The sequence below is a fragment of the Streptomyces sp. NPDC003077 genome (genome assembly GCF_040611095.1).
GTDB lineage: Bacteria > Actinomycetota > Actinomycetes > Streptomycetales > Streptomycetaceae > Streptomyces.
Genome location: NZ_JBEXNM010000039.1, coordinates 19,455 through 38,684, shown reverse-complemented (window position 1 = coordinate 38,684; position 19,230 = coordinate 19,455). Strand labels below are relative to the sequence as shown.

General features: G+C 70.8%; 20 protein-coding genes. 13 read left to right on the top strand and 7 right to left on the bottom strand.

The genetic code is table 11. The annotated features are described in order from the left end of the window. Nucleotides 1-19: 19 nt before the first annotated feature. Genes ABZX96_RS23970 through ABZX96_RS23960 form a run of 3 tightly spaced genes read left to right on the top strand, consistent with a single transcriptional unit; the run spans nt 20 to nt 2,657 of the window. Nucleotides 20-148 carry a hypothetical protein gene (locus ABZX96_RS23970; protein ID WP_355547913.1) on the top strand — a complete coding sequence of 43 codons (129 nt, stop codon included), beginning with the start codon at nt 20-22 and terminating at the stop codon, nt 146-148. Next, nucleotides 145-2,250 carry an asparagine synthase-related protein gene (locus ABZX96_RS23965; RefSeq protein WP_355547910.1) on the top strand — a complete coding sequence of 702 codons (2,106 nt, stop codon included), beginning with the start codon at nt 145-147 and terminating at the stop codon, nt 2,248-2,250. Before ABZX96_RS23970 ends, ABZX96_RS23965 begins: the two co-directional genes overlap by 4 nt. Next, nucleotides 2,247-2,657, top strand: a complete 411-nt coding sequence (locus tag ABZX96_RS23960; protein ID WP_355547907.1) for a lasso peptide biosynthesis PqqD family chaperone — start codon at nt 2,247-2,249, stop codon at nt 2,655-2,657. The genes ABZX96_RS23965 and ABZX96_RS23960 overlap by 4 nt, the downstream gene beginning before the upstream one ends. A 376-nt stretch (nt 2,658-3,033) precedes the next feature. Here the strand turns inward: ABZX96_RS23960 and ABZX96_RS23955 are convergent, their stop codons facing one another. Next, nucleotides 3,034-3,594: an acyl-CoA thioesterase gene (locus ABZX96_RS23955; protein ID WP_355547904.1), complete on the bottom strand. Its 561-nt coding sequence runs from the start codon at nt 3,592-3,594 to the stop codon at nt 3,034-3,036. A 272-nt stretch (nt 3,595-3,866) separates the two neighbouring features. Here ABZX96_RS23955 and ABZX96_RS23950 point away from each other — a divergent pair, with 272 nt between their 5' ends. The 7 genes from ABZX96_RS23950 to ABZX96_RS23920 all read left to right on the top strand — a co-directional run bounded on the left by ABZX96_RS23950 (nt 3,867) and on the right by ABZX96_RS23920 (nt 8,203). Continuing rightward, entirely contained in the window at nt 3,867-5,234 is a 1,368-nt protein-coding gene (locus ABZX96_RS23950) for an LCP family protein (RefSeq protein ID WP_355547901.1), read from the top strand. 179 nt (nt 5,235-5,413) lie between these two features. Continuing rightward, nucleotides 5,414-5,623, top strand: coding sequence for a DUF397 domain-containing protein (locus ABZX96_RS23945; RefSeq protein ID WP_355547898.1), 210 nt, complete (start codon nt 5,414-5,416; stop codon nt 5,621-5,623). Nucleotides 5,624-6,039: 416 nt separating this feature from the next. Further along, on the top strand, nt 6,040-6,273 hold the full coding sequence (locus tag ABZX96_RS23940; protein ID WP_355547895.1) for a hypothetical protein: 234 nt from the start codon (nt 6,040-6,042) through the stop codon (nt 6,271-6,273). Further along, a complete protein-coding gene (locus ABZX96_RS23935) occupies nt 6,254-6,781 on the top strand; it encodes a DUF6879 family protein (protein WP_355547893.1) in 528 nt (175 codons plus the stop codon). Before ABZX96_RS23940 ends, ABZX96_RS23935 begins: the two co-directional genes overlap by 20 nt. A 36-nt stretch (nt 6,782-6,817) precedes the next feature. Further along, complete coding sequence (locus ABZX96_RS23930) at nt 6,818-7,657, top strand: helix-turn-helix transcriptional regulator (protein WP_355547890.1); 840 nt, start codon at nt 6,818-6,820, stop codon at nt 7,655-7,657. A 95-nt stretch (nt 7,658-7,752) separates the two neighbouring features. Further along, the gene (locus ABZX96_RS23925; RefSeq protein WP_355547886.1) at nt 7,753-7,944 is read left to right on the top strand and encodes a hypothetical protein; all 192 of its coding nucleotides are present in this window, start codon (nt 7,753-7,755) and stop codon (nt 7,942-7,944) included. A gap of 64 nt (nt 7,945-8,008) precedes the next feature. After that, nucleotides 8,009-8,203, top strand: coding sequence for a hypothetical protein (locus ABZX96_RS23920; RefSeq protein WP_355547883.1), 195 nt, complete (start codon nt 8,009-8,011; stop codon nt 8,201-8,203). Nucleotides 8,204-8,347: 144 nt separating this feature from the next. Here ABZX96_RS23920 and ABZX96_RS23915 read toward each other — a convergent pair whose 3' ends face one another. After that, nucleotides 8,348-9,535, bottom strand: coding sequence for an acyl-CoA dehydrogenase family protein (locus tag ABZX96_RS23915; protein ID WP_355547880.1), 1,188 nt, complete (start codon nt 9,533-9,535; stop codon nt 8,348-8,350). A gap of 472 nt (nt 9,536-10,007) precedes the next feature. Here ABZX96_RS23915 and ABZX96_RS23910 point away from each other — a divergent pair, with 472 nt between their 5' ends. After that, a complete protein-coding gene (locus ABZX96_RS23910; protein WP_355547877.1) occupies nt 10,008-11,348 on the top strand; it encodes a UDP-glucose/GDP-mannose dehydrogenase family protein in 1,341 nt (446 codons plus the stop codon). A gap of 168 nt (nt 11,349-11,516) precedes the next feature. On the opposite strand, the gene ABZX96_RS23905 is transcribed toward ABZX96_RS23910, so the two are convergent. From ABZX96_RS23905 to ABZX96_RS23895, 3 genes are all read right to left on the bottom strand, one after another. Continuing rightward, complete coding sequence (locus ABZX96_RS23905; RefSeq protein ID WP_355548004.1) at nt 11,517-12,704, bottom strand: dipeptidase; 1,188 nt, start codon at nt 12,702-12,704, stop codon at nt 11,517-11,519. A 95-nt stretch (nt 12,705-12,799) separates the two neighbouring features. Further along, nucleotides 12,800-13,336, bottom strand: coding sequence for a 5-(carboxyamino)imidazole ribonucleotide mutase (purE, locus tag ABZX96_RS23900; protein WP_355547874.1), 537 nt, complete (start codon nt 13,334-13,336; stop codon nt 12,800-12,802). Further along, nucleotides 13,333-14,484, bottom strand: a complete 1,152-nt coding sequence (locus ABZX96_RS23895; protein WP_355547871.1) for a 5-(carboxyamino)imidazole ribonucleotide synthase — start codon at nt 14,482-14,484, stop codon at nt 13,333-13,335. The genes purE and ABZX96_RS23895 overlap by 4 nt, the downstream gene beginning before the upstream one ends. Nucleotides 14,485-14,870: 386 nt before the next feature. On the opposite strand from ABZX96_RS23895, the gene ABZX96_RS23890 reads away from it, so the two are divergent. Both ABZX96_RS23890 and ABZX96_RS23885 read left to right on the top strand, forming a co-directional pair. After that, a complete protein-coding gene (locus ABZX96_RS23890; protein ID WP_355547868.1) occupies nt 14,871-15,350 on the top strand; it encodes a protease inhibitor I42 family protein in 480 nt (159 codons plus the stop codon). 171 nt (nt 15,351-15,521) lie between these two features. After that, a complete protein-coding gene (locus ABZX96_RS23885; RefSeq protein WP_355547865.1) occupies nt 15,522-16,091 on the top strand; it encodes a GtrA family protein in 570 nt (189 codons plus the stop codon). Between the two features lie 921 nt (nt 16,092-17,012). Here ABZX96_RS23885 and ABZX96_RS23880 read toward each other — a convergent pair. Then, complete coding sequence (locus tag ABZX96_RS23880) at nt 17,013-18,269, bottom strand: ATP-binding protein (protein WP_355548001.1); 1,257 nt, start codon at nt 18,267-18,269, stop codon at nt 17,013-17,015. Nucleotides 18,270-18,473: 204 nt separating this feature from the next. Beyond that, nucleotides 18,474-19,151, bottom strand: a complete 678-nt coding sequence (locus ABZX96_RS23875; RefSeq protein WP_355547862.1) for a response regulator transcription factor — start codon at nt 19,149-19,151, stop codon at nt 18,474-18,476. Between the last annotated feature and the right edge of the window lie 79 nt (nt 19,152-19,230).

The window sequence follows — 19,230 nt, the reverse complement described above, 5'->3', positions numbered from 1 at the left end:
GAGCGAGAGGCGAGGGAACATGACGGAACGGCGCGAGACGGTGTACGAACCCCGGGCGCTGGCGCACCTGGGAGGGTCCACGAAGGCGACCTTCGGGCCGCGCCCCTTCCTCCCGTACGACGACGGTTTCACCCTCTTCCCCGGATGATGACCGGCGAGGCGTGGTTCGCCGTCCTCCCGGACGGCATGCCCGGCCTCGCCGCGGCGCGTGTCCTGCGCCCGCTGGCCGGACGGGTCGTCGCGCACCACTCGGGGCGGCCGTGGCTGATGGGCCACTGGCCGGACGGTGCGCTGACGGTCGCGTCGGCGGGCGCGGCACGGGTGGCGGTGGCCGGGCAGCACCCGGCCACCGCCGGTTCCCTGGCCGCCGCACTGGCCCGCACCCGCTCGGTGGACGAGGCGGACCCGCCGGCCGCCGCCGTCCCGGGCGCGTTCCACCTGGTCGTCTCGGCCGGTGGCCGGGTGCGGGTGCAGGGGACGGTGTCCGGGACGCGACGGGTGTTCGCCACGCGGATCGGCGACGCCGTGGTGGCGGCCGACCGGGCGGACGTGCTGGCCCGGCTGGTCGGCGCCGGCTGGGACGCGGAGGGCCTGGCCTTGCGGCTGACGGGCGCCACCGCGCCGTTCCCGTTCGAGCGGGCGACGCTGTGGCGCGGGGTGCGCGAGGTGCCCGGCGACCACTGGTTGCGGCTGGACCCGGACGGCGGCTCGGTCGAGCCGCGCCGCTGGATGCCACCGGAGCCGGTGCTCCCGTCGTCCGAGGGCGCGCCCCTGGTGCGCGAGGCGCTGACGGCGGCGGTGGACGCGCGGACGGCGGCGGGCGGCACCGTCGGCACGGACCTCTCCGGGGGCGTGGACTCCGCCTGTGTGGCCTTCCTCGCCGCGCGCGGCCCCGCCGAGGTGGTGACCTACAGGTGGGGCGGTTACGACGGGGCCGACGATGACGCGCACCATGCGGCGCTCGCCGCCGAAGGGCTGCCGGGGGCCCGCCATGTACGGGATTGCCTCGGCCAGGTGACGCCCCTGTTCGCCGGCCTCTCCCCCGACGCCGTCCCGGCCGACCCCGACGAGCCGTTCGCCTGGGTACGGAGCCGGGCGCGCGTCGATCAGCTCGCGCGGACCATGGCCCACGAGGGCGCACGCGTGCACCTGACCGGGCACGGCGGGGACGAGCTGTTCCGGCCGGTCGCTGGCCCGCACCTCGCCGACGTGCGGCGCCGCCACCCGCTGACGGCCCTCCGGCAGGCCCGCGCGTACCGCGCGCCGGCGCGCTCCGGGTGGCAGCCGCTGCTGCGCGCGCTGGTCGGGAGCCGCTCCCCGGCCCGTGAGCTCGCCGCCCTCGCCGACGCGCTGACCGGCCCGCCGCCTCTCCCCCACCCGCCGGACACCGGCTGGTCGCCCCCCTTGCGGATGCCCCCGTGGGCCACCGGCGACGCGGTGGCCGCCGCCCGCGCCCTGCTGCTCCGGACGGCCTCCGAAGCGGTCGCCCCGCACTCCCGCTGGCGCGCGCAGCACCAGGCCCTGACGCTGGCCCGGTTCACCGGCGTCTCGGCGGGTCAGGCCGACCGGATCGGCAGCCGGCACGGGGTGCGGTTCGCCGTGCCGTTCCTCGACGACCAGGTGCTGTACGCGGTCCTGTCCGTCCGCGCGGAGGACCGGATCAGCCCCTGGGCGTACAAACCGCTGCTGGCGGCGGCCATGCGCCCGATGGTGCCGGATCCGTTGCTGGACCGCGCGACCAAGAACGAGTTCCGGGCCGATGCCCACCTCGGCCTGCGCCAGCACCGCGCCGACCTGCTCGGCCTGTGCGACGCCTCGGAGCTGGCCCGGCACGGCCTCGTCGACGCCGCCGCCCTGCGCGCCGCGCTGCTCGACCCGCACCCGACCGCGGCGACCCTGGCCGCCCTGGACGCCACGCTGGCCTGCGAACTCTGGTTGCGCGCGGCACTGGCCCCGCCGCCGCTGCCCACCGCCCCGCACCGGCTCCCCGACCTCGCCGACCGGCGCCCGCCACCGCCGCCCCCCGAGCCGCGCGCCCCGGCCACGTCACCCGGCCGGCAACCGCCCGACCGCGCGCCCGCGTCACCCCCGGACCCGACGGCCCCGGGCCCCGGCTCCCCCACAGCGGCCACGTCCCCAGATCCGGACGGCTCGCCCCCGCCCGTCCCCGACCCGGCTTCCTCCGACGGGGCACCGCCCCCGTACCCGTCCGGCATCCCGAATCCCCGAAAGGCGACCGACACCTCATGACGACCGCCCCCTGTTTCACCCTGAACCCGCACGTATCGGCCGCGACGACCGCTCACGGCGCCGTCCTGCTCGACCAGCGCTCCGGCCACTACTGGCAGATGAACCCGACCGCCACGCTGGTCCTGCACGCCCTCCTGGACGGCGCCACGCCCGAGGAGGCCGCCGCCCGGCTGACCGCCGCCCACCCCTCCGCCACCGACCGCGCCGGCACGGACGTCGCAGCCCTCATCCAGCACCTGCGCGACGCCCGCCTGATCGCCGAGGCGCCATGGGAGGGCCAGAAGGGGCGGAAGGAACGCACCCCGCGGAACGAGCGGAACGGCAAGGCCGCACCTGATGGCCACAGCTCCCCACGAAGCCCCCGACGCCGCACCCGAAAACCGGCACCTCCCAAGACCCGCCGATAAGGGGCGGCGCTTACGGCCAGTGGCGAAGACCAGCCCTTGAGGTCACCGCCGTAAAGAACGGTCCTATAGGCGCTTGCCGCAAGGACCGTCCCCACAGGTGCGCGACACCAAGGCCGCCCCTACGGGCCCGCGACCGCACCTATAGGTCGGCGACGGCCCCTACAGACGCTCGTCGCAAAGAACGGGTCCTACAGGCACTCGTCACAAAGGACGGTCCTACAGACGCTCGTCGCGAAGATCGCGCCTACAGGTGCGCGACACCCGGACCGTCCCTATAGGCGTGCGACACCCAGACGCGCCCCTACAGGCACGCGTCACCAAGACCGCCCCCTACAGGTGCTGTCACAAAACCGGGCCCCTACGAACCCGCTACCCCCTACAGATCCCCGTCCCTGATCCCTTCCGCCTCCCGCTGCTGCCGCAGCTCCTTGATGGCGCGGCGTCGGGCCAGGCGGTGGGTGCGCCGGATCTGGGCCTCCTGGTAGCGGCGCTTGTCGCGTTCGGTCTCCGGGATGACCGGCGGCACCGGGCGCGGCTTGCCGTGTTCGTCGACCGCGGCGAAGACCAGGTACGCGGAGCCGACCTGCTGGGCCGGGGTGGACTCGTTCCAGCGCTCGGCCATGACGCGGACGCCGATCTCCATCGACGAGCGGCCGGTCCAGTTGCACTGGGCGCGGACGTGCACGAGGTCGCCGACCCGTACCGGTTCGAGGAAGACCATTTCGTCCATGGAGGCGGTGACCGCCGGTCCGCCCGAGTGGCGTCCGGCCACCGCTCCGGCGGCGTCGTCGACCAGTTTCATGATCACGCCACCGTGGACTGTGCCGAGCAGGTTGGTGTCGCTCGCCGTCATGATGTGGCTCAGTGTCGTACGCGATACGGACGTGGGCTTGCCGGGAAGGTCGCCCTCCCGGCCGCTGGTGACGAGATCGCTCATGCGTCCAGCCTATGCAGGCCCCGCGCACCCTTGTTCCCGGGCCCACCCACCGGCGCCCGCCCCCTGCCGCGACTGCCTCACCCGAACTCCCCGCGATCCCCGCCGAAACCGCCTTGCCGCCCCCGCCCCGGCGCGCACTCCGGCGCCATCCGCCCCGCCCGCTCCGTCGCGCGCCCCCCGCACCCCGTCTCTTTGCATCAGCTCTGCAACAGCCAAGGCCTGATTCCGTACCCGCTCTGGGAGCTGATTCCCCCGCCATGCACACTTCCCATATGAACGACTGGCCCGACGGGTGGTCCCACGACGACAGGAACCGGTACGGACGCGGAAGCGGCAGCGCCGAGCCGGAGAGCGCGCGTGCCATGCCGCAGGTGCGACGCGGTTCCGGCCGCGGCTCGCGGCAGCCCCAGCCGCCGCAGCCGTACGCGCCGCGTCGGGGTGCCGTTCCGCCGCAGGCCCCGCCCGTTCCGCCGCAGCACGCCCCGGGCCACGACCCGTACGGCCGTGACCAGCCGCAGTACGGGAGCGGGCCGTACGACGACGGCGGTTACGACAGCGGCTACAACACCGGCCAGGTCTACGGCGGCGGGGGCGGCGGCGGCCGGGACCACGGCGGACGCGGCGGCGGCCAAGGGCCGCGCGGCCCCCGCCCGACGCCCGTCGACTGGCGCCGCCGCATCAAGATCACCGCACTGACGCTGGTGATCGTCTTCCTGGTGACCTCGGTGGGCACCTACTTCTGGGCCAACAGCAAGCTGCGCGGCGAGGTCGACCTGAGCAAGGTCATCGAGCGCCCCGAAGCAGGCTCCGGCACGAACTACCTGATCGTGGGCTCGGACAGTCGCGAGGGCATGACCGACGAGCAGAAGAAGAAGCTGCACACCGGCTCCGCCGAGGGCAAGCGCACCGACTCGATGATGATCCTGCACGATGGGTCGAACGGGCCGACGCTGATCTCCCTGCCCCGCGACTCGTGGGTGACCATCCCCAGCTTCAAGGGCTCGCAGTCCGGAAAGATGTTCGCGGCCCGTGGCAGCAGCAAGCTGAACGCCGCCTACGCCATGGACGGCGCCGAACTCCTCGTCCGCACCATCGAGTACAACACCGGCCTGCACATCGACCACTACGTGGAGATCGGGTTCGCCGGCTTCGCCAACATCGTGGACGCGATCGGCGGCGTCGAGATGAACATCCCCAAGGCGTTCAAGGACAAGAAGTCCGGCGCCGACTTCCAGGCGGGCACCCAGACCCTGAACGGCGAGCAGGCGCTGGCGTTCGTCCGCACCCGTTACGCGTTCGCCAACAGCGACCTGGACCGGACGAAGAACCAGCAGAAGTTCCTGGCCGCGCTGGCGAGCCAGACCGCCACCCCCGGCACGGTCCTGAACCCCTTCAAGCTCTACCCGACGATGAGCGCCGGCCTGGACACGCTCATCGTCGACAAGGACATGAGCCTGTGGGACCTGGGCCAGATGTTCTTCGCGATGAAGGGCGTCATGGGCGGCGACGGCAAGTCCATGAACATGCCGCTCTCCGGCAGCGCCCCGCAGGGCTCCCTCCAGTGGGACAAGGCCAAGGTCCAGCAACTCGTCCAGCAACTGAAGAACGACGACAAGGTCACCGTCAGCGCGGATCGTTGAGCCGGCCCGCCCTTCACCGGCGTGTGGTGCCTCCCCGCCTCATGGGCGGGAAGGCACCACACGCGCCTGCGCTGGACTCCTCAGGCAGTGCCCTGCAAGTCCATGCAACTTCATGGACCGGGGCTTTCCTGCCTCTCTAGCCTCAATGGCAGCCCGCCCCCACAGAGAGAGGCACCCCCATGACAGCGGTCTCCGAGTTCGCTTTCCGCACGTCCACGACTTGCAAGTACGACAACGACAACCCACGCTGCGTCGAGGTCGCCACCAACATTCCCGGCAAGGTCGCGGTGCGCAACTCCGCGATGGGCCAGACGATCGCCTTCACGACCGTCGAGTGGACCGCTTTTCTGGACGGTGCCAAGCTGGGCGAGTTCGACGTGACAGCGTAAGGAACCCGTCATGCAGCAATGCCCGCGATGTGGTGGCAGCACGGCAAACGACCCGGAACATCCCGGCGTCATCCGTTGCCTGTCGTGCTGGGACGTCTGGTCCGTACCGATCGAGCGGCGCTGTCCCGGCCACCGGCCGACTCTCATGCCGGCGCTGCTGATGCTCGAAAAGTTCCGGGGCCTTCGTCGCTGATCGGCGGACGCGAGCCCTCACGCGTATGAATGCCCCTGCCGAGGAAAGGAGAACGGCTGGGGCATTCACAAAAGCGGGGTCCGGGGCCCGCAATCTTCCTGCGCAGCTACGTGGCTGGCGGATCTCCCCGTTCAAACCTCTCATCCCGCCCCCTTGACGGCCCCATGCACAGGCCGCCAGGGTCGTGCGACGGGCTGAAACGCGCTCGACAGCGGAGGTCGACATGGCGCTACGGTTCATCGGAATCGACCCCAGCACAGACCAAGGGAACTGCCCTGCCGTTTGGCTCGATGACGAGAAGAAGGAAGTCGTCTTCCAGGGCTGGAAGCCGGATGAGGAGACGGAGGCGGTCTGCGCCGCGGACAGTCCCCTACCCGACGCCGAGGGCATCGTCAGGCTTCCGTACCGCATGCTCGAACTCATCAGGAAGGCGTGCGATGAAGCCATGGGTTCCTAACTTCGAAGATCTCCTGAACGCTGCCGAGCGTTCAGCGGTGCACCTGGAATTGAGGGATGTCTACGAGGCCGATACGGAATCCGAGGAGTATCGATATTGGAAGAAGACCGGAAGCCGACGTAACGACGAACGTGCCGCTGCGTACTGGAAGCCGTGGGTGGACCTCATTTCAGGACTTGTGGCGCGCGGCGTGACCGTACGCCGTGCCCGGGTCGTCTCGGAACCCGTGACGGAGTACATCCGGTACGAGCATGCGGGAACGCCGTGGATCATCAGAGCGGGAGAACAAGTCCGCTGGCTTCCGCGCGACCGGGCCAGTGACCTCGCGCTTCCGGGGAACGACTTCTGGCTGATCGACGGTAAGACTGTGCGCTTCAACCTGTTCTCGGGTGACGGAAAGATCACCGATCCTCAGTACACCGAAGACCCGAAGGTCGCCGCCTTGTGCGCCGATGCCTTCGAAGCAGTTTGGGAGCGCGGCATTCCCCATGACGCGTACCGGCTCTAAGCGGGACGGAACACATCGGGCGGCGGTTTCCCACATATGTCATCTCCGTCTTCCAGCGTTCAGGAGGCCCGCAAAGCCATCGCTCGACGTCTGAGAGACCTGCGCTTGGACGCCGATTTGAATGGTCGTGCCCTGGCTCAGCGCTGCGGTTGGCATCCCGCGAAGGTTTCCCGGATCGAAAACGCCAAAACCCGCCCGTCCGAGCGGGACATCCGCGACTGGTGCCTCGCGTGCGGCGCGGACGATCAGGCGCCGGACATCATCATGACAGCGCGTGATGCCGAGTCCCTGTACCGGGAATGGCGGCTGGTGCATCGATCCGGCTTGCGACAGGGGCAAGTTGCTCACATTCCGCTCTACAAGCGGACCCAGCGCATGAAGGTCTACTGTTCGAACGTCATACCCGGCCTGGCACAGACTCAGGGATACGCCCAACGGCTTCTTGAGACGATCGCGGCGTTCCGCGAAGTGCCGAACGACTCTGTCTCTGCAGCGAAGTCCAGGCTTGAGCGATCACAAGTGATCCGTGAGGGACGCAAACGATTCGCCCTGCTTATCGAAGAGGACGTTCTGTACTACAAATACGGTGACGCCGAGACCATGGCCGAGCAGCGTTGTCACCTGTTGGAGATCATGTCTCTGCCCAACGTCTCTTTCGGGATCATTCCTCGGGCGGTGACACGCACCATGTGGACGCTCGAAGGGTTCCTCATCTTCGACGACTCACAAGTCCAGGTTGAGACTCTTTCGGCGAACATCAATATCAAGAGCCCCCACGAAGTCGCCCTCTACCTACGGGCATTCGAGCAATTGTCCACCATGGCTGTCTACGGCCGGAAGGCAAGGGATCTCATTCTGGAGCCCGCTGGCATGTAGAGGCGAGCAAGCGCGATCTCACGCAAACCGCCAGGGGTCGATTCGCCGCCCTTCCTAGCGTTGCGGCCAGGCATCCAACGCAAAGGGGTACCGGCATGAGCGAGCCGAGAACCTATCCAAGCCAGCCGATAGAACTGCCGCTGAACATGGAACTTGAGCCTGTACCGGTGCAGGGGTGCGCCGGTTGCGCGGAGCCGGCCAACGTACGGCAGCGGGCTTGGGCAGGTGGCGACATGACCACCGTCACCGACTGCAACGTCTTCCTCCGGAGGCATCCGGGGCACTGACGATGACGGCCGAGGGTATCGGGAAGCTGACGTGCCCGGCTTCGCGCGACGACCCCGAAGGGAGATGCACCCGGTGATCCGCGGCGAGAACCTGGCGAAAGATCTACGACGCGACCACGCTTTCGTCCAGGCCGGGCGCACCAGGGACGGTAACACCGTGATCACGCGCAAGGGCAGCAGGTGGACCGTGGTCCGCCTGACCCGGCTCACTCAAGAAGCTGTCGACATCAGGGCTCAGGCCGGTGTCAGCCTCGCGTGAGTCGCGGCTGACCAAGCGAAGGAACGCCCCGCCGAATACGGCAGGGCGTTCCTTGGTCTGTTCTCAGGCTCAGAGCATGCACGGCCCAGGAGCCGTAACCGACCCCCACGCCACCGAAAACGCCCTCACCTACGGAAAACCCTGCTACGGCAGATTCCGCGCCATGACAATCCGCTGCACCTGATTCGTCCCCTCGTAAATCTGCGTGATCTTCGCGTCCCGCATCATGCGCTCCACCGGGTAGTCCCGGGTGTAGCCGTAGCCGCCCAGGAGTTGGACGGCGTCCGTGGTGATCTCCATGGCGGCGTCGGAGGCGTAGCACTTGGCGGCGGCGCCGAAGAAGGTGAGGTCTTCCTTGGAGCTGCCGAGGGAGGCGCGTTCGGAGCGGGCGGCGGCGGCGTAGGTGAGCTGGCGGGCGGCCTCCAGCTTCATGGCCATGTCGGCGATCATGAACTGGACGCCCTGGAAGTCGCCGATCGGCTTGCCGAACTGCTTGCGCTCCTGGACGTAGCCCTTGACGTAGTCCAGGGCGCCCTGGGCGATGCCGAGCGCCTGGGCCGCGATGGTGATGCGGGTGTGGTCCAGGGTCTTCATGGCGGTGGCGAAGCCGGTGCCCTCGTCGCCGATCATCCGGTCGGCGGGGATGCGGACGTTGTCGAGGTAGACCTCGCGGGTCGGCGAGCCCTTGATGCCGAGCTTCTTCTCGGGGGCGCCGAAGGACACGCCCTCGTCGGACTTCTCCACCACGAAGGCGCTGATGCCCTTGGAGCGCTTCTCCGGGTCGGTGACGGCCATGACCGTGTAGTAGTCGGAGACGCCGGCGTTGGTGATCCAGCGCTTCACGCCGTTGAGGATGTAGTGGTCGCCGTCGCGGACCGCCTTCGTCTTCATGCCGGCGGCGTCCGAGCCCGCGTCCGGCTCGCTCAGGCAGTACGAGAACATCGCCTCGCCCTTGGCCACCGGCGCGAGGTAACGCTTCTTCAGGTCCTCGGAGCCGGAGAGGATGACGGGCAGCGAGCCCAGCTTGTTGACGGCCGGGATCAGCGAGGAGGAGGCGCAGACCCGCGCGACCTCTTCGATGACGATGACGGTCGCCAGCGCGTCCGCGCCCGCGCCGCCGTAAGCCTCCGGTACGTGCACGGCGTGCAGGTCGTTGGCGACCAGCGCCTCCAGCGCCTCCTGCGGGAAGCGCGCCTCCTCGTCCACCTCGGCGGCGAACGGCGCGATCTTCGCCTCGGCGAGTGCGCGCACCGACTCACGGAGCATGTCGTGCTCCTCGGACGGCCGGAACAGGTCGAAATCGGCGGCCGAGTTGTTTCCCGCTGACGCCAAGGTTTCTCACTCCCTTGATAGGTGTCCTTGAAAAGTGCCCGGAAAGCCGGGCGGAACCGGCTGCCGCCACCCCGACCCCTCGTACGAAGTACGCGAGGTACGAGGTACGAGGTGCGAGATACGAACGGGATCGGCTGCCGGCCTTCGTACGAACCGGCATCGGCTCCCCCGCCCCGTCGCGAACCGGAACCGACCGCCCCCGACCCATCACGGACCGGAACCGACCGCCGCCAACCGACGCAGATCGGAACCGACCGCCCCCGACCGGCCGTGCGAGCGGCGCCGGCACGAGCCCGGCCGCCTTGCTAACTACCGTTAAGTAACCGAGTGGAACAGCAAGATTCTAGGACTCCGGGTAACGCGCCGTATACGTGAGCTTGCCGACAACGCCGGGCCGGTGCCTGGTCTACGCCAGTGGGCCCCGGTCTATGCTCGGATGAGCAGCCCTTTCCCATACGTGTCAGGAGCATCCATGGCCCTAAAGATCACCGTGATCGGCACCGGCTACCTGGGGGCGACCCACGCCGCGGCCATGGCGGAACTCGGCTTCGAAGTTCTGGGACTGGACATCGACCCGGACAAGATCGCGCTGCTCCAGCGGGGCGAGGTGCCGATGTACGAGCCCGGCCTGGAGGACCTGCTGCGCCGGCACGTCGCCGGGATCGAGGGGTCGAGCGGGCGGCTGCGCTTCACCACCTCCTGGGAGGAGGTCGGCGCCTTCGGCGACGTCCACTTCGTCTGCGTCAACACACCGCAGAAGCACGGCGAGTACGCCTGCGACATGTCGTACGTGGACGCCGCCTTCGAGGCGCTGGCGCCGCAGTTGCACGGGCCCGCGCTGGTCGTCGGCAAGTCCACCGTCCCGGTGGGCAGCGCGGCCCGGCTCGCCGAGCGGCTGGCGAAGCTGGCGCCCGCGGGCGAGCAGGTGGAGCTGGCCTGGAACCCGGAGTTCCTGCGCGAGGGGTTCGCCGTGGACGACACCCTGCACCCGGACCGGATCGTGGTCGGCGTGGCGAGCGAGCGGGCCGAGGAACTGCTGCGCGAGGTCTACGCGACGCCGATCGCGGAGGGGTCCCCGTTCGTCGTGGCCGACTTCCCCACCGCCGAACTGGTCAAGACCGCCGCCAACTCCTTCCTCGCCACGAAGATCTCCTTCATCAACGCCATGGCCGAGGTGTGCGAGGCGGCCGGCGGCGACGTGGTCAAGCTGGCCGAGGCGATCGGGCACGACGAGCGGATCGGCCGGAAGTTCCTGCGCGCCGGCATCGGCTTCGGCGGCGGCTGCCTGCCCAAGGACATCCGCGCCTTCATGGCCCGCGCCGGCGAACTCGGCGCCGACCAGGCGCTCACCTTCCTCCGCGAGGTCGACTCCATCAACATGCGGCGCCGCGGCCACATGGTCGAGCTGGCCCGGGAGGCGGTCGGCGGTTCCTTCCTCGGCAAGGTCGTCACCGTCCTGGGCGCGACCTTCAAGCCCGACTCGGACGACGTCCGCGACTCCCCCGCCCTGAACGTCGCCGGGCAGATCCACCTCCAGGGCGGCCAGGTCACCGTCTACGACCCCAAGGGCATGGACAACGCCCGCCGCCTGTTCCCCACGCTCAACTACGCGCCGACGGCGCTGGAGGCGGTACGCGGCGCCCACGTCGTCCTGCACCTGACCGAGTGGCGCGAGTTCCGCGAGCTGGACCCGGCCCGGCTGGCCGACGTGGCCGCCGAGCCGCGCATCCTGGACGGCCGCAACGCGCTGGACGCGGAGCTGTGGCGCAAGGCGGGGTGGACGTACCGGGCGCTGGGGCGTCCGAACGCGTAGGACCGCGCGGGACCACGTAGGACGCCGCGACGCGAGCGTCGGCAGACGTGACGTGAAGGGGGCGGGCCACCGATCCGGTGGCCCGCCCCCTGGGGTATGCGCTCCGGGCTCCGCGGGAACGCGGCCCTCCCCTGGCGGTATGCGCGCCGCGGGAACGCGACCCGCTCCCTACCCGTCCAGCTCCTCGATCGTCGCGTTCGACGGCCCCCTCTTGGCGCGCAGCACCCGGGACACGTCCTCCGCGTCCCGCAGCACCCGGACCGCGTTGCGCCAGGTCAGCTTGGCGAGGTCGGACTCGGACCAGCGGCGGTCCAGCAGTTCGGCGATCAGGTGCGGGTAGCCCGCCACGTCGGCGAGGCCGGCAGGCGTGAAGGCGGTGCCGTCGTAGTCGCCGCCGATGCCGAGGTGGTCGATGCCGGCGACCTCGCGCATGTGGTCGAGGTGGTCGGCGATGGTCGCGGCGGTGGCGAGGGGGCGCGGATGGGCCGCCTCGAAGGCGCGGTGCACGGCCATCGCCTCGGGGGTGGTGTCCAGGTGGTGGAAGCCGTGCGCGCGCAGGTTCTCGTCCGCGCGCCGGGTCCAGTCCACGGCCGCCGGGAGGACGAACTTCGGGACGAAGGTGGCCATGGCGATACCGCCGTTGGCGGGGAGTTCGGCCAGGACGTCGTCGGGGATGTTGCGAGGGTGGTCGCACACCGCGCGCGAGGACGAGTGCGAGAAGATCACCGGCGCCTCGCTCGTGCGGAGCGCGTCGCGCATGGTGTCGGCGGAGACGTGCGAGAGGTCGACGAGCATCCCGCAGCGGTTCATCTCCCGGACGACCTCGCGGCCGAACGCGGTCAGGCCGCCGGCGCGCGGCTCGTCGGTCGCGGAGTCGGCCCACGGGGTGTTGTCGTTGTGGGTGAGCGTCATGTAGCGCACGCCCAGGTCGTACAGGGCGCGCAGGGTGGCGAGGGAGTTGTCGATGGAGTGGCCGCCCTCGGCGCCCATGAGGGAGGCGATCCGGCCCTCCGCCCGCGCCGCCTCCATGTCGTCGGCCGTCAGCGCCAACCGCAGATCGGCGGGGTAGCGGGCCACCAACTGGCGCACCACGTCGATCTGTTCGAGGGTGGCGCTGACCGCGTGGTCGCCCGCCAGCTCGGTGGCGACGTACACCGACCAGAACTGGGCGCCCACGCCGCCGGCCCGCAGCCGGGGGATGTCGGTGTGCAGGTGCGCGGACTGGTCGGTGGCGATGTCGCGCCGGTCCAGGTCGTAGCGGACCTGCTCGCGCAGCGCCCAGGGCAGGTCGTTGTGGCCGTCGACGACGGGGTGGGCGGCCAGCAGCTCGGCGACGCGGGGGTCGGTGACGGACACCGAGGTGACGGGCCCGGTCCGGGTCTCGCCGAGCGGCGGGATCTCGGAGGCCGGCTGGGTGTCGCCGGCACCCTCCGTCCCGTCCGGCCGCCGCGTCACCGCTTGCTCCCGAAACCGAAGCCGGCCGGGGAGGCGACCTTGTTGCGCAGCCGCTTGCCCTTCTCGGTGGCCTGCTCGTTCAGGTCGTGCTGGAAGTCGCGCATCCGGTGCAGGAGGTCCGGGTCGTGGGCCGCCAGGATGCGGGCCGCGAGCAGCCCGGCGTTGCGGGCGCCGCCGATCGAGACCGTGGCGACGGGGACGCCGGCCGGCATCTGCACGATCGAGAGCAGGGAGTCCATGCCGTCCAGGTACTTCAGCGGCACCGGGACGCCGATGACCGGGAGCGGGGTGACGGACGCCAGCATCCCGGGGAGGTGGGCCGCGCCGCCCGCCCCCGCGATGATCACCTTCAGGCCGCGGTCCGCCGCGTTCTCGCCGTACGCGATCATCTCGTGCGGCATCCGGTGCGCGGACACCACGTCGACCTCGTACGGGACCTCGAACTCGGCCAGCGCCTGGGCGGCGGCCTCCATGACGGGCCAGTCGGAGTCGGAGCCCATGACGATGCCGACGACGGGCGGACGGGAAGTCATTCGGTGATCGTTCCTCGCAGGTAGCCGGCGGCGTGCGCGGCGCGCTCACGCACGTCGGCCAGGTCGTCGCCGTAGGTGTTGACGTGGCCGACCTTGCGGCCGGGCTTCACGTCCTTTCCGTACATGTGAATCTTCAGGCCGGGGTCCCGCGCCATGCAATGCAGGTACGCGTAGTACATGTCGGGGTAGTCGCCGCCCAGGACGTTGGCCATGACCGTCCACTTGGCGCGCGGGCGCGGGTCGCCGAGCGGGAGGTCCAGCACGGCCCGGACGTGGTTGGCGAACTGCGAGGTGATCGCGCCGTCCTGGGTCCAGTGGCCGGAGTTGTGCGGGCGCATCGCCAGTTCGTTGACGAGGATGCGCGGGGTGCCGTCCGCGTCCCGGGTCTCGAACAGCTCGACCGCGAGGTGCCCGACGACGTCCAGCTCCTTGGCGATCCGCAGCGCCAGCTCCTGGGCCTGCGCGGACAGGTCCTCCGACAGCCCGGGCGCGGGCGCGATCACCGTGTCGCAGACACCGTCCACCTGGATCGACTCCACGACCGGGTAGGCGACGGCCTGGCCGTGCGGCGAGCGGACGATGTTGGCGGCCAGTTCGCGAACGAAGTCGACCTTCTCCTCGGCCAGGACGGGCACACCGGCGCGGAACGGTTCGGCGGCCTCCTTGGAGGATCGTACGACCCACACGCCCTTGCCGTCGTAGCCGCCGCGGACCGTCTTGAGGATCACCGGGAAGCCGTTCCCCTCGGCGGCGAACCGCGCCACGTCCTCGGGGTCGCTCACCAGCCGGTGGCGGGGGGAGGGGGCGCCGATCTCGTCGAGCCGGGCACGCATCACCCCCTTGTCCTGCGCGTGCACCAGCGCGTGCGGGCCGGGGCGGACGGGGATGCCGTCGGCCTCCAGCGCCCGCAAATGCTCGGTGGGAACGTGCTCGTGATCGAAAGTGATCACGTCACAGCCACGGGCGAACGCGCGCAGCGTGTCCAGGTCGCGGTAGTCGCCGATGACGACATCGCTGACCACCTGGGCCGCCGAGTCCTGCGGAGTGTCGCTGAGGAGCTTGAACTTGATGCCGAGGGGGATGCCCGCCTCGTGGGTCATACGGGCGAGCTGACCGCCACCGACCATGCCGACTACCGGGAACGTCACCCCCTCAGAGTATCCGCCCGCCTGTCCGACCCCGATCAGCACCCTTGGAGGAAGCTCCAAGCGACACCGTGGCCGAAGTCGGTGGGTGCGCCGCCCCGCCCTCTGGGTACGCCGGCACCGTCGGCCCTACGCTCGCCGGACCGCGGGGGCGGCGGGGCGGGGGATGTCCGCGAACGACCGGCACGTGAAGGCCGTGATCGGGCAGGGTGGGGAACGACGCGGGTGGGACGACGGGGTCACCGTCGGGGCCCGGGGACGCGGGTGGATCGACGGGATGACCGTGGGGGCGGGGAGGCGCGGGCGGGGCAGCGGACGACGGGGCGCCGTCACCGCTCTTCCGCCTCCCGGCCGGATGGCGGGACGGGGACGGGGGAGGAGGTCGACGCGTGGACGTGGACCTGGACGACGACGGCATACGGGGCACGGGCCGCGGGCGGCCCGGGACGGACGGATCACGGCCCGCCAGGGCGGCCGGGATCGTGGTGGCGGTGGCGGCGCTGGTCGCGGCGGTGTTCGCGATCCTCACCCTCCTCTCGGCGCCCCTCGTCTTCGGGGAGGGCGACACGAAGATCACGGTTTCGGCGGGCGACCGGTTCTCGGTACAGCTCGCGGAGAACCCGGCCACCGGCTACCGCTGGGTCCTCGCCGACCCGAGGCCGGATCCGGCCGTTCTCCGGAGCGTCGGCGGCCACTACGACGCGACCGAACGCATAACGGCCGACCCAGGTGGCACCCGGTACCTGGACTTCGTGGCGACCGGCAGCGGCCGGACGCGGATCGAGTTGCGGCGCTGCTTCCGGTGCGGGACGGAGGGGGCCGACCAGCGCGACGCCAAACGTGTCACCTTCCGTGTGGTGGTGGAGTGACGGTGGCCCGTTCCGCCGGAACCGCTCCCACCGTTCTCGGCGGGCGGGGCGCGGCGGCCGAAGTCCGCTGGTTAGCATGAGGGCGCGGCCTCCGGCTCAACCCGGACGGGCCGCGCGACGACCCACACGACGACGCCCACCGGCGCCCACCACAGGAGCGGACCGATCACTATGAGTGAAAACGGCGCGCTGCGGGCCAGGCTGAGCGGGCTGGCCCAGGAGATCGTGAAGTTCGGCGCCGTCGGCGGCGCGGGCGTCGTCGTGAACTTCCTCGTCTTCAACCTCGTGCGGCACCTGACGGGGCTCCCCGTCGTCCGGGCCAGCGTCGTGGCCACGGTGGTGGCCACCGGCACCAACTACCTCGGGTACCGCTACTTCACCTACCGCGACCGCGAGAAGAGCGGGCGCACCCGGGAGCTGACGCTCTTCCTGCTGTTCAGCGTGATCGGCCTGGTGATCGAGAACGGTGTGCTGTACGTGGCGACGTACGGCTTCGGCTGGGGCAGTCCGCTGCAGAGCAACGTGTTCAAGTTCCTCGGCATCGCGCTGGCCACGCTGTTCCGGTTCTGGTCCTACCGGACGTGGGTCTTTCGGGCGTTGCCGGTGGGTGAGTCCGCGGGGGGCGATGCGTCTGCGGCCGATGCGGCCGTGCGGGCCGATGCGTCTGTGGCCGACGCGGCTGTGCATGCTGGGGAGGCGGCGAGTCGGGCGGGGGCGCCGCCGCCCGTGCGGGCGCGATAGCGCGTCGGCCGGGGCCGTCCTGGGGTGGGTGCCCTGGGGTGGGTGGGTGCTCTTGAAGCCCGGTGAACGCCGGGGGCGTTGTCCTCAAACGCCGGACGGGCTGGAATGTGCGGGACGCCGCCCTGCCGAGCGTCACAGCCGAGCCCGGGACACCGGAGCAGAGCACCCGGTGAACGCCCGGAGACGATGTCCTCAAACGCCGGACGGGCTGGAATGTGCGGGACGCCGCCCTGCCGAGCGTCACAGCCGAGCCCGGGACACCGGAGCAGAGCACCCCGGCGAACACCCGAAAAGGACGTCCTCAAACGCCGGACAGGCTGGAACGTGCCGTACGCCGCCCTGCCGAACGTCAAGGCCGAACCCTGGACACCGGGACAGGGCACCCCGGCGAACCCCCGGAGACGATGTCCTCAAATGCCGGACAGGCTGGAATGTGCGGTACGCCGCCCAGCCGAACCCCAAAGCCGAGCCCATGGACACCGGAGCAGAGCACCCCAGCGGACACCCGCAAGGACGTCTCAAGCACCGGACAGGCTGGAATGCGCCGCACACCGCCCTGCCGAACCCCAAAGCCGAGCCCATGGACACCGGAGCAGAGCACCCGGCGAACACCCGAGAACGACGTTCTCAAACACCGGACAGGCTGGAATGTGCGGTACGCCGCCCAGCCGAACGTCAAAACCGAACCCTGGACACCGGGACAGGGCACCCGGCGAACACCCGAGAACGACGTCCTCAAACACCGGACAGGCTGGAATGCGCCGCACGCCGCCCAGCCGAACCTCAAGACCGAGCCCAGGACACCGGGACAGAGCACCCAGCGAACCCCCGAAAACGACGTCCCCAAACACCGGACAGGCCGAAATCGGGAATCCGCCCCCCACCCGGCCGCCGCTGAGCCCGCCCCCCAGCGCGTCCCGCTCAGCCCCCGGGCGGCCCGGCGTGGTCTGCCTCTCGGGCCAGGAAGAGGGCGAAGACCGGGGGCTGCTGTTGGAGGAGTTCCAGGCGTCCGCCGTCGGCCTCGGCGAGGTCGCGGGCCACGGCCAGGCCTAGGCCGGTGGAGTTGCGGCCGGAGACGGTGCGTTCGAAGACCCGGGAGCCGAGGTCGGGTGGGACGCCGGGGCCCGCGTCGGTGACTTCCACGACGGCTTGGTTGCCGGTCACGCGGGTGCGCAGGGCGACGGTGCCGGAGCCGTGCATGAGGGAGTTCTCGATCAGTGTGGCGAGCACCTGGGCGACCGCGCCCGGGGTGCCGACGGCCCGCAGGCCCTTCTTGCCGGAGCGGACGATCGCCCGGCCCGCGCTGCGGTATGCCGGGCGCCACTCCTCGATCTGCTGCTTGACGACCTCGTCGAGGTCGAAGGCGACGGCGGAGCCGGTGCGCGGGTCGCGCGAGTTCGTCAGCAGCCGCTGGACCACGTCGGTGAGCCGCTCCACCTGAGTGAGCGCGATGGTGGCTTCTTCCTTGACGGTGTCCGGGTCGTCGGTGACGGTGATCTCCTCCAGCCGCATGGACAGCGCGGTCAGCGGCGTGCGGAGCTGGTGGGAGGCGTCCGCGGCCAGCCGGCGTTCGGCGGTGAGCATCCGCGCGATGCGTTCGGCGCTGGCGTCGAGGACGTCAGCGACCCGGTCCAGTTCCTGCACGCCGTAGCGCCGGTGGCGGGGGCGGGGGTCGCCGGAGCCGAGGCGTTCGGCGGTCTCGGCGAGGTCGGTCAGCGGGGCGGTCAGGCGGCGGGCCTGCCGGATGGCCAGCACCACGGCGGCGAGCACCGCCAGGACCGCGACGGCCAGGATCACCAGCAGCGTCCGGCCGATCTCGGAGCTGACCTCGGAGCGCGGTTCCTGGACGGTGACGGATTCGCCGCGGTCGCCCCGCACGGTCGATTCGATGACGTCCCCGGACGGCCGTTTGCCCAGCTCTATGGGGGGCTTGCCGGGCACCTTGACGACGGCGTACCGCTTGGCCGCCACCTGCTGCGACAGCACGTCGGGGGTCAGTTTCTCGCCGCCACCGAGGCGGCTCTCCACGATGCCGACGAGCCGGACGGCCTCGGAGGCGACGCTCTCCTGTGCCCCCGACTGGATCGTGCGGGTCTCCACGATGACCAGCGAGAGCCCGAAGACGGCGATCACGACGAGCACCACGGCGAGCGTGGAATTGATCAGGCGGCGGCGCACGGTGCCCTCCGGGCGGGTGGTCGGTGGTTCCTCGCGGGCTCCCGGGCCGGGAACGGCGCGTGCGCCCGCGGCAGGGGCCCGCGCCTCCGCGCCGGGTTCCCGGTCTTCGTCGTCGGAGCCTTCGTGCGCGTACTCGTACCGTCCTCGTACGCGCACGCGGGGAAGTCTCTCGTGCGTACCCGCATGGGAGTCCCCGCGGGGCCCTCAGCTCTTCTCGAAGCGGAAGCCGACGCCGCGGACGGTGGCGATGTACCGGGGGTTGGCCGCGTCGTCGCCGAGCTTCTTGCGCAGCCACGAGATGTGCATGTCGAGCGTCTTGGTGGAGGACCACCAGGTGGTGTCCCACACCTCGCGCATGAGCTGGTCGCGGGTGACGACCCGGCCCGCGTCCCGTACCAGCACCCGCAGCAGGTCGAACTCCTTCGCCGTGAGCTGGAGCTCCTCCTCGCCCATCCACGCGCGGTGCGACTCGACGTCGATGCGCACGCCGTGGGTGGCGGGGGGCTGGTGCTCGGCGGCGGAGCCGCGCCGCAGCAGGGCCCGCACCCGCGCCAGCAGCTCGGCGAGGCGGAAGGGCTTGGTGACGTAGTCGTCCGCGCCCGCGTCCAGGCCGACCACGGTGTCGACCTCGTCCGCGCGGGCGGTGAGGACCAGGATGGGGAAGGAGTGGCCGTCGTTGCGCAGCCGGCGGGCGACCTCCAGGCCGTCCATGCCGGGCAGGCCAAGGTCGAGGACGAGCAGGTCGACGTTGCCCTGGAGCCCGGCGTCGAGCGCCGTGGGGCCGTCCTCGCGCACCTCGACCTCGTAACCCTCGCGGCGCAGGGCGCGGGCGAGCGGCTCCGAGATGGACGCGTCATCCTCGGCGAGCAGTACACGGGTCATGGGCCGATGGTAGTCCGCCGAAGTGGTACGGAGAGCCGGGCCGGACCCGGGTGCACACGTGTGCTCCGGCTGCTCGGAG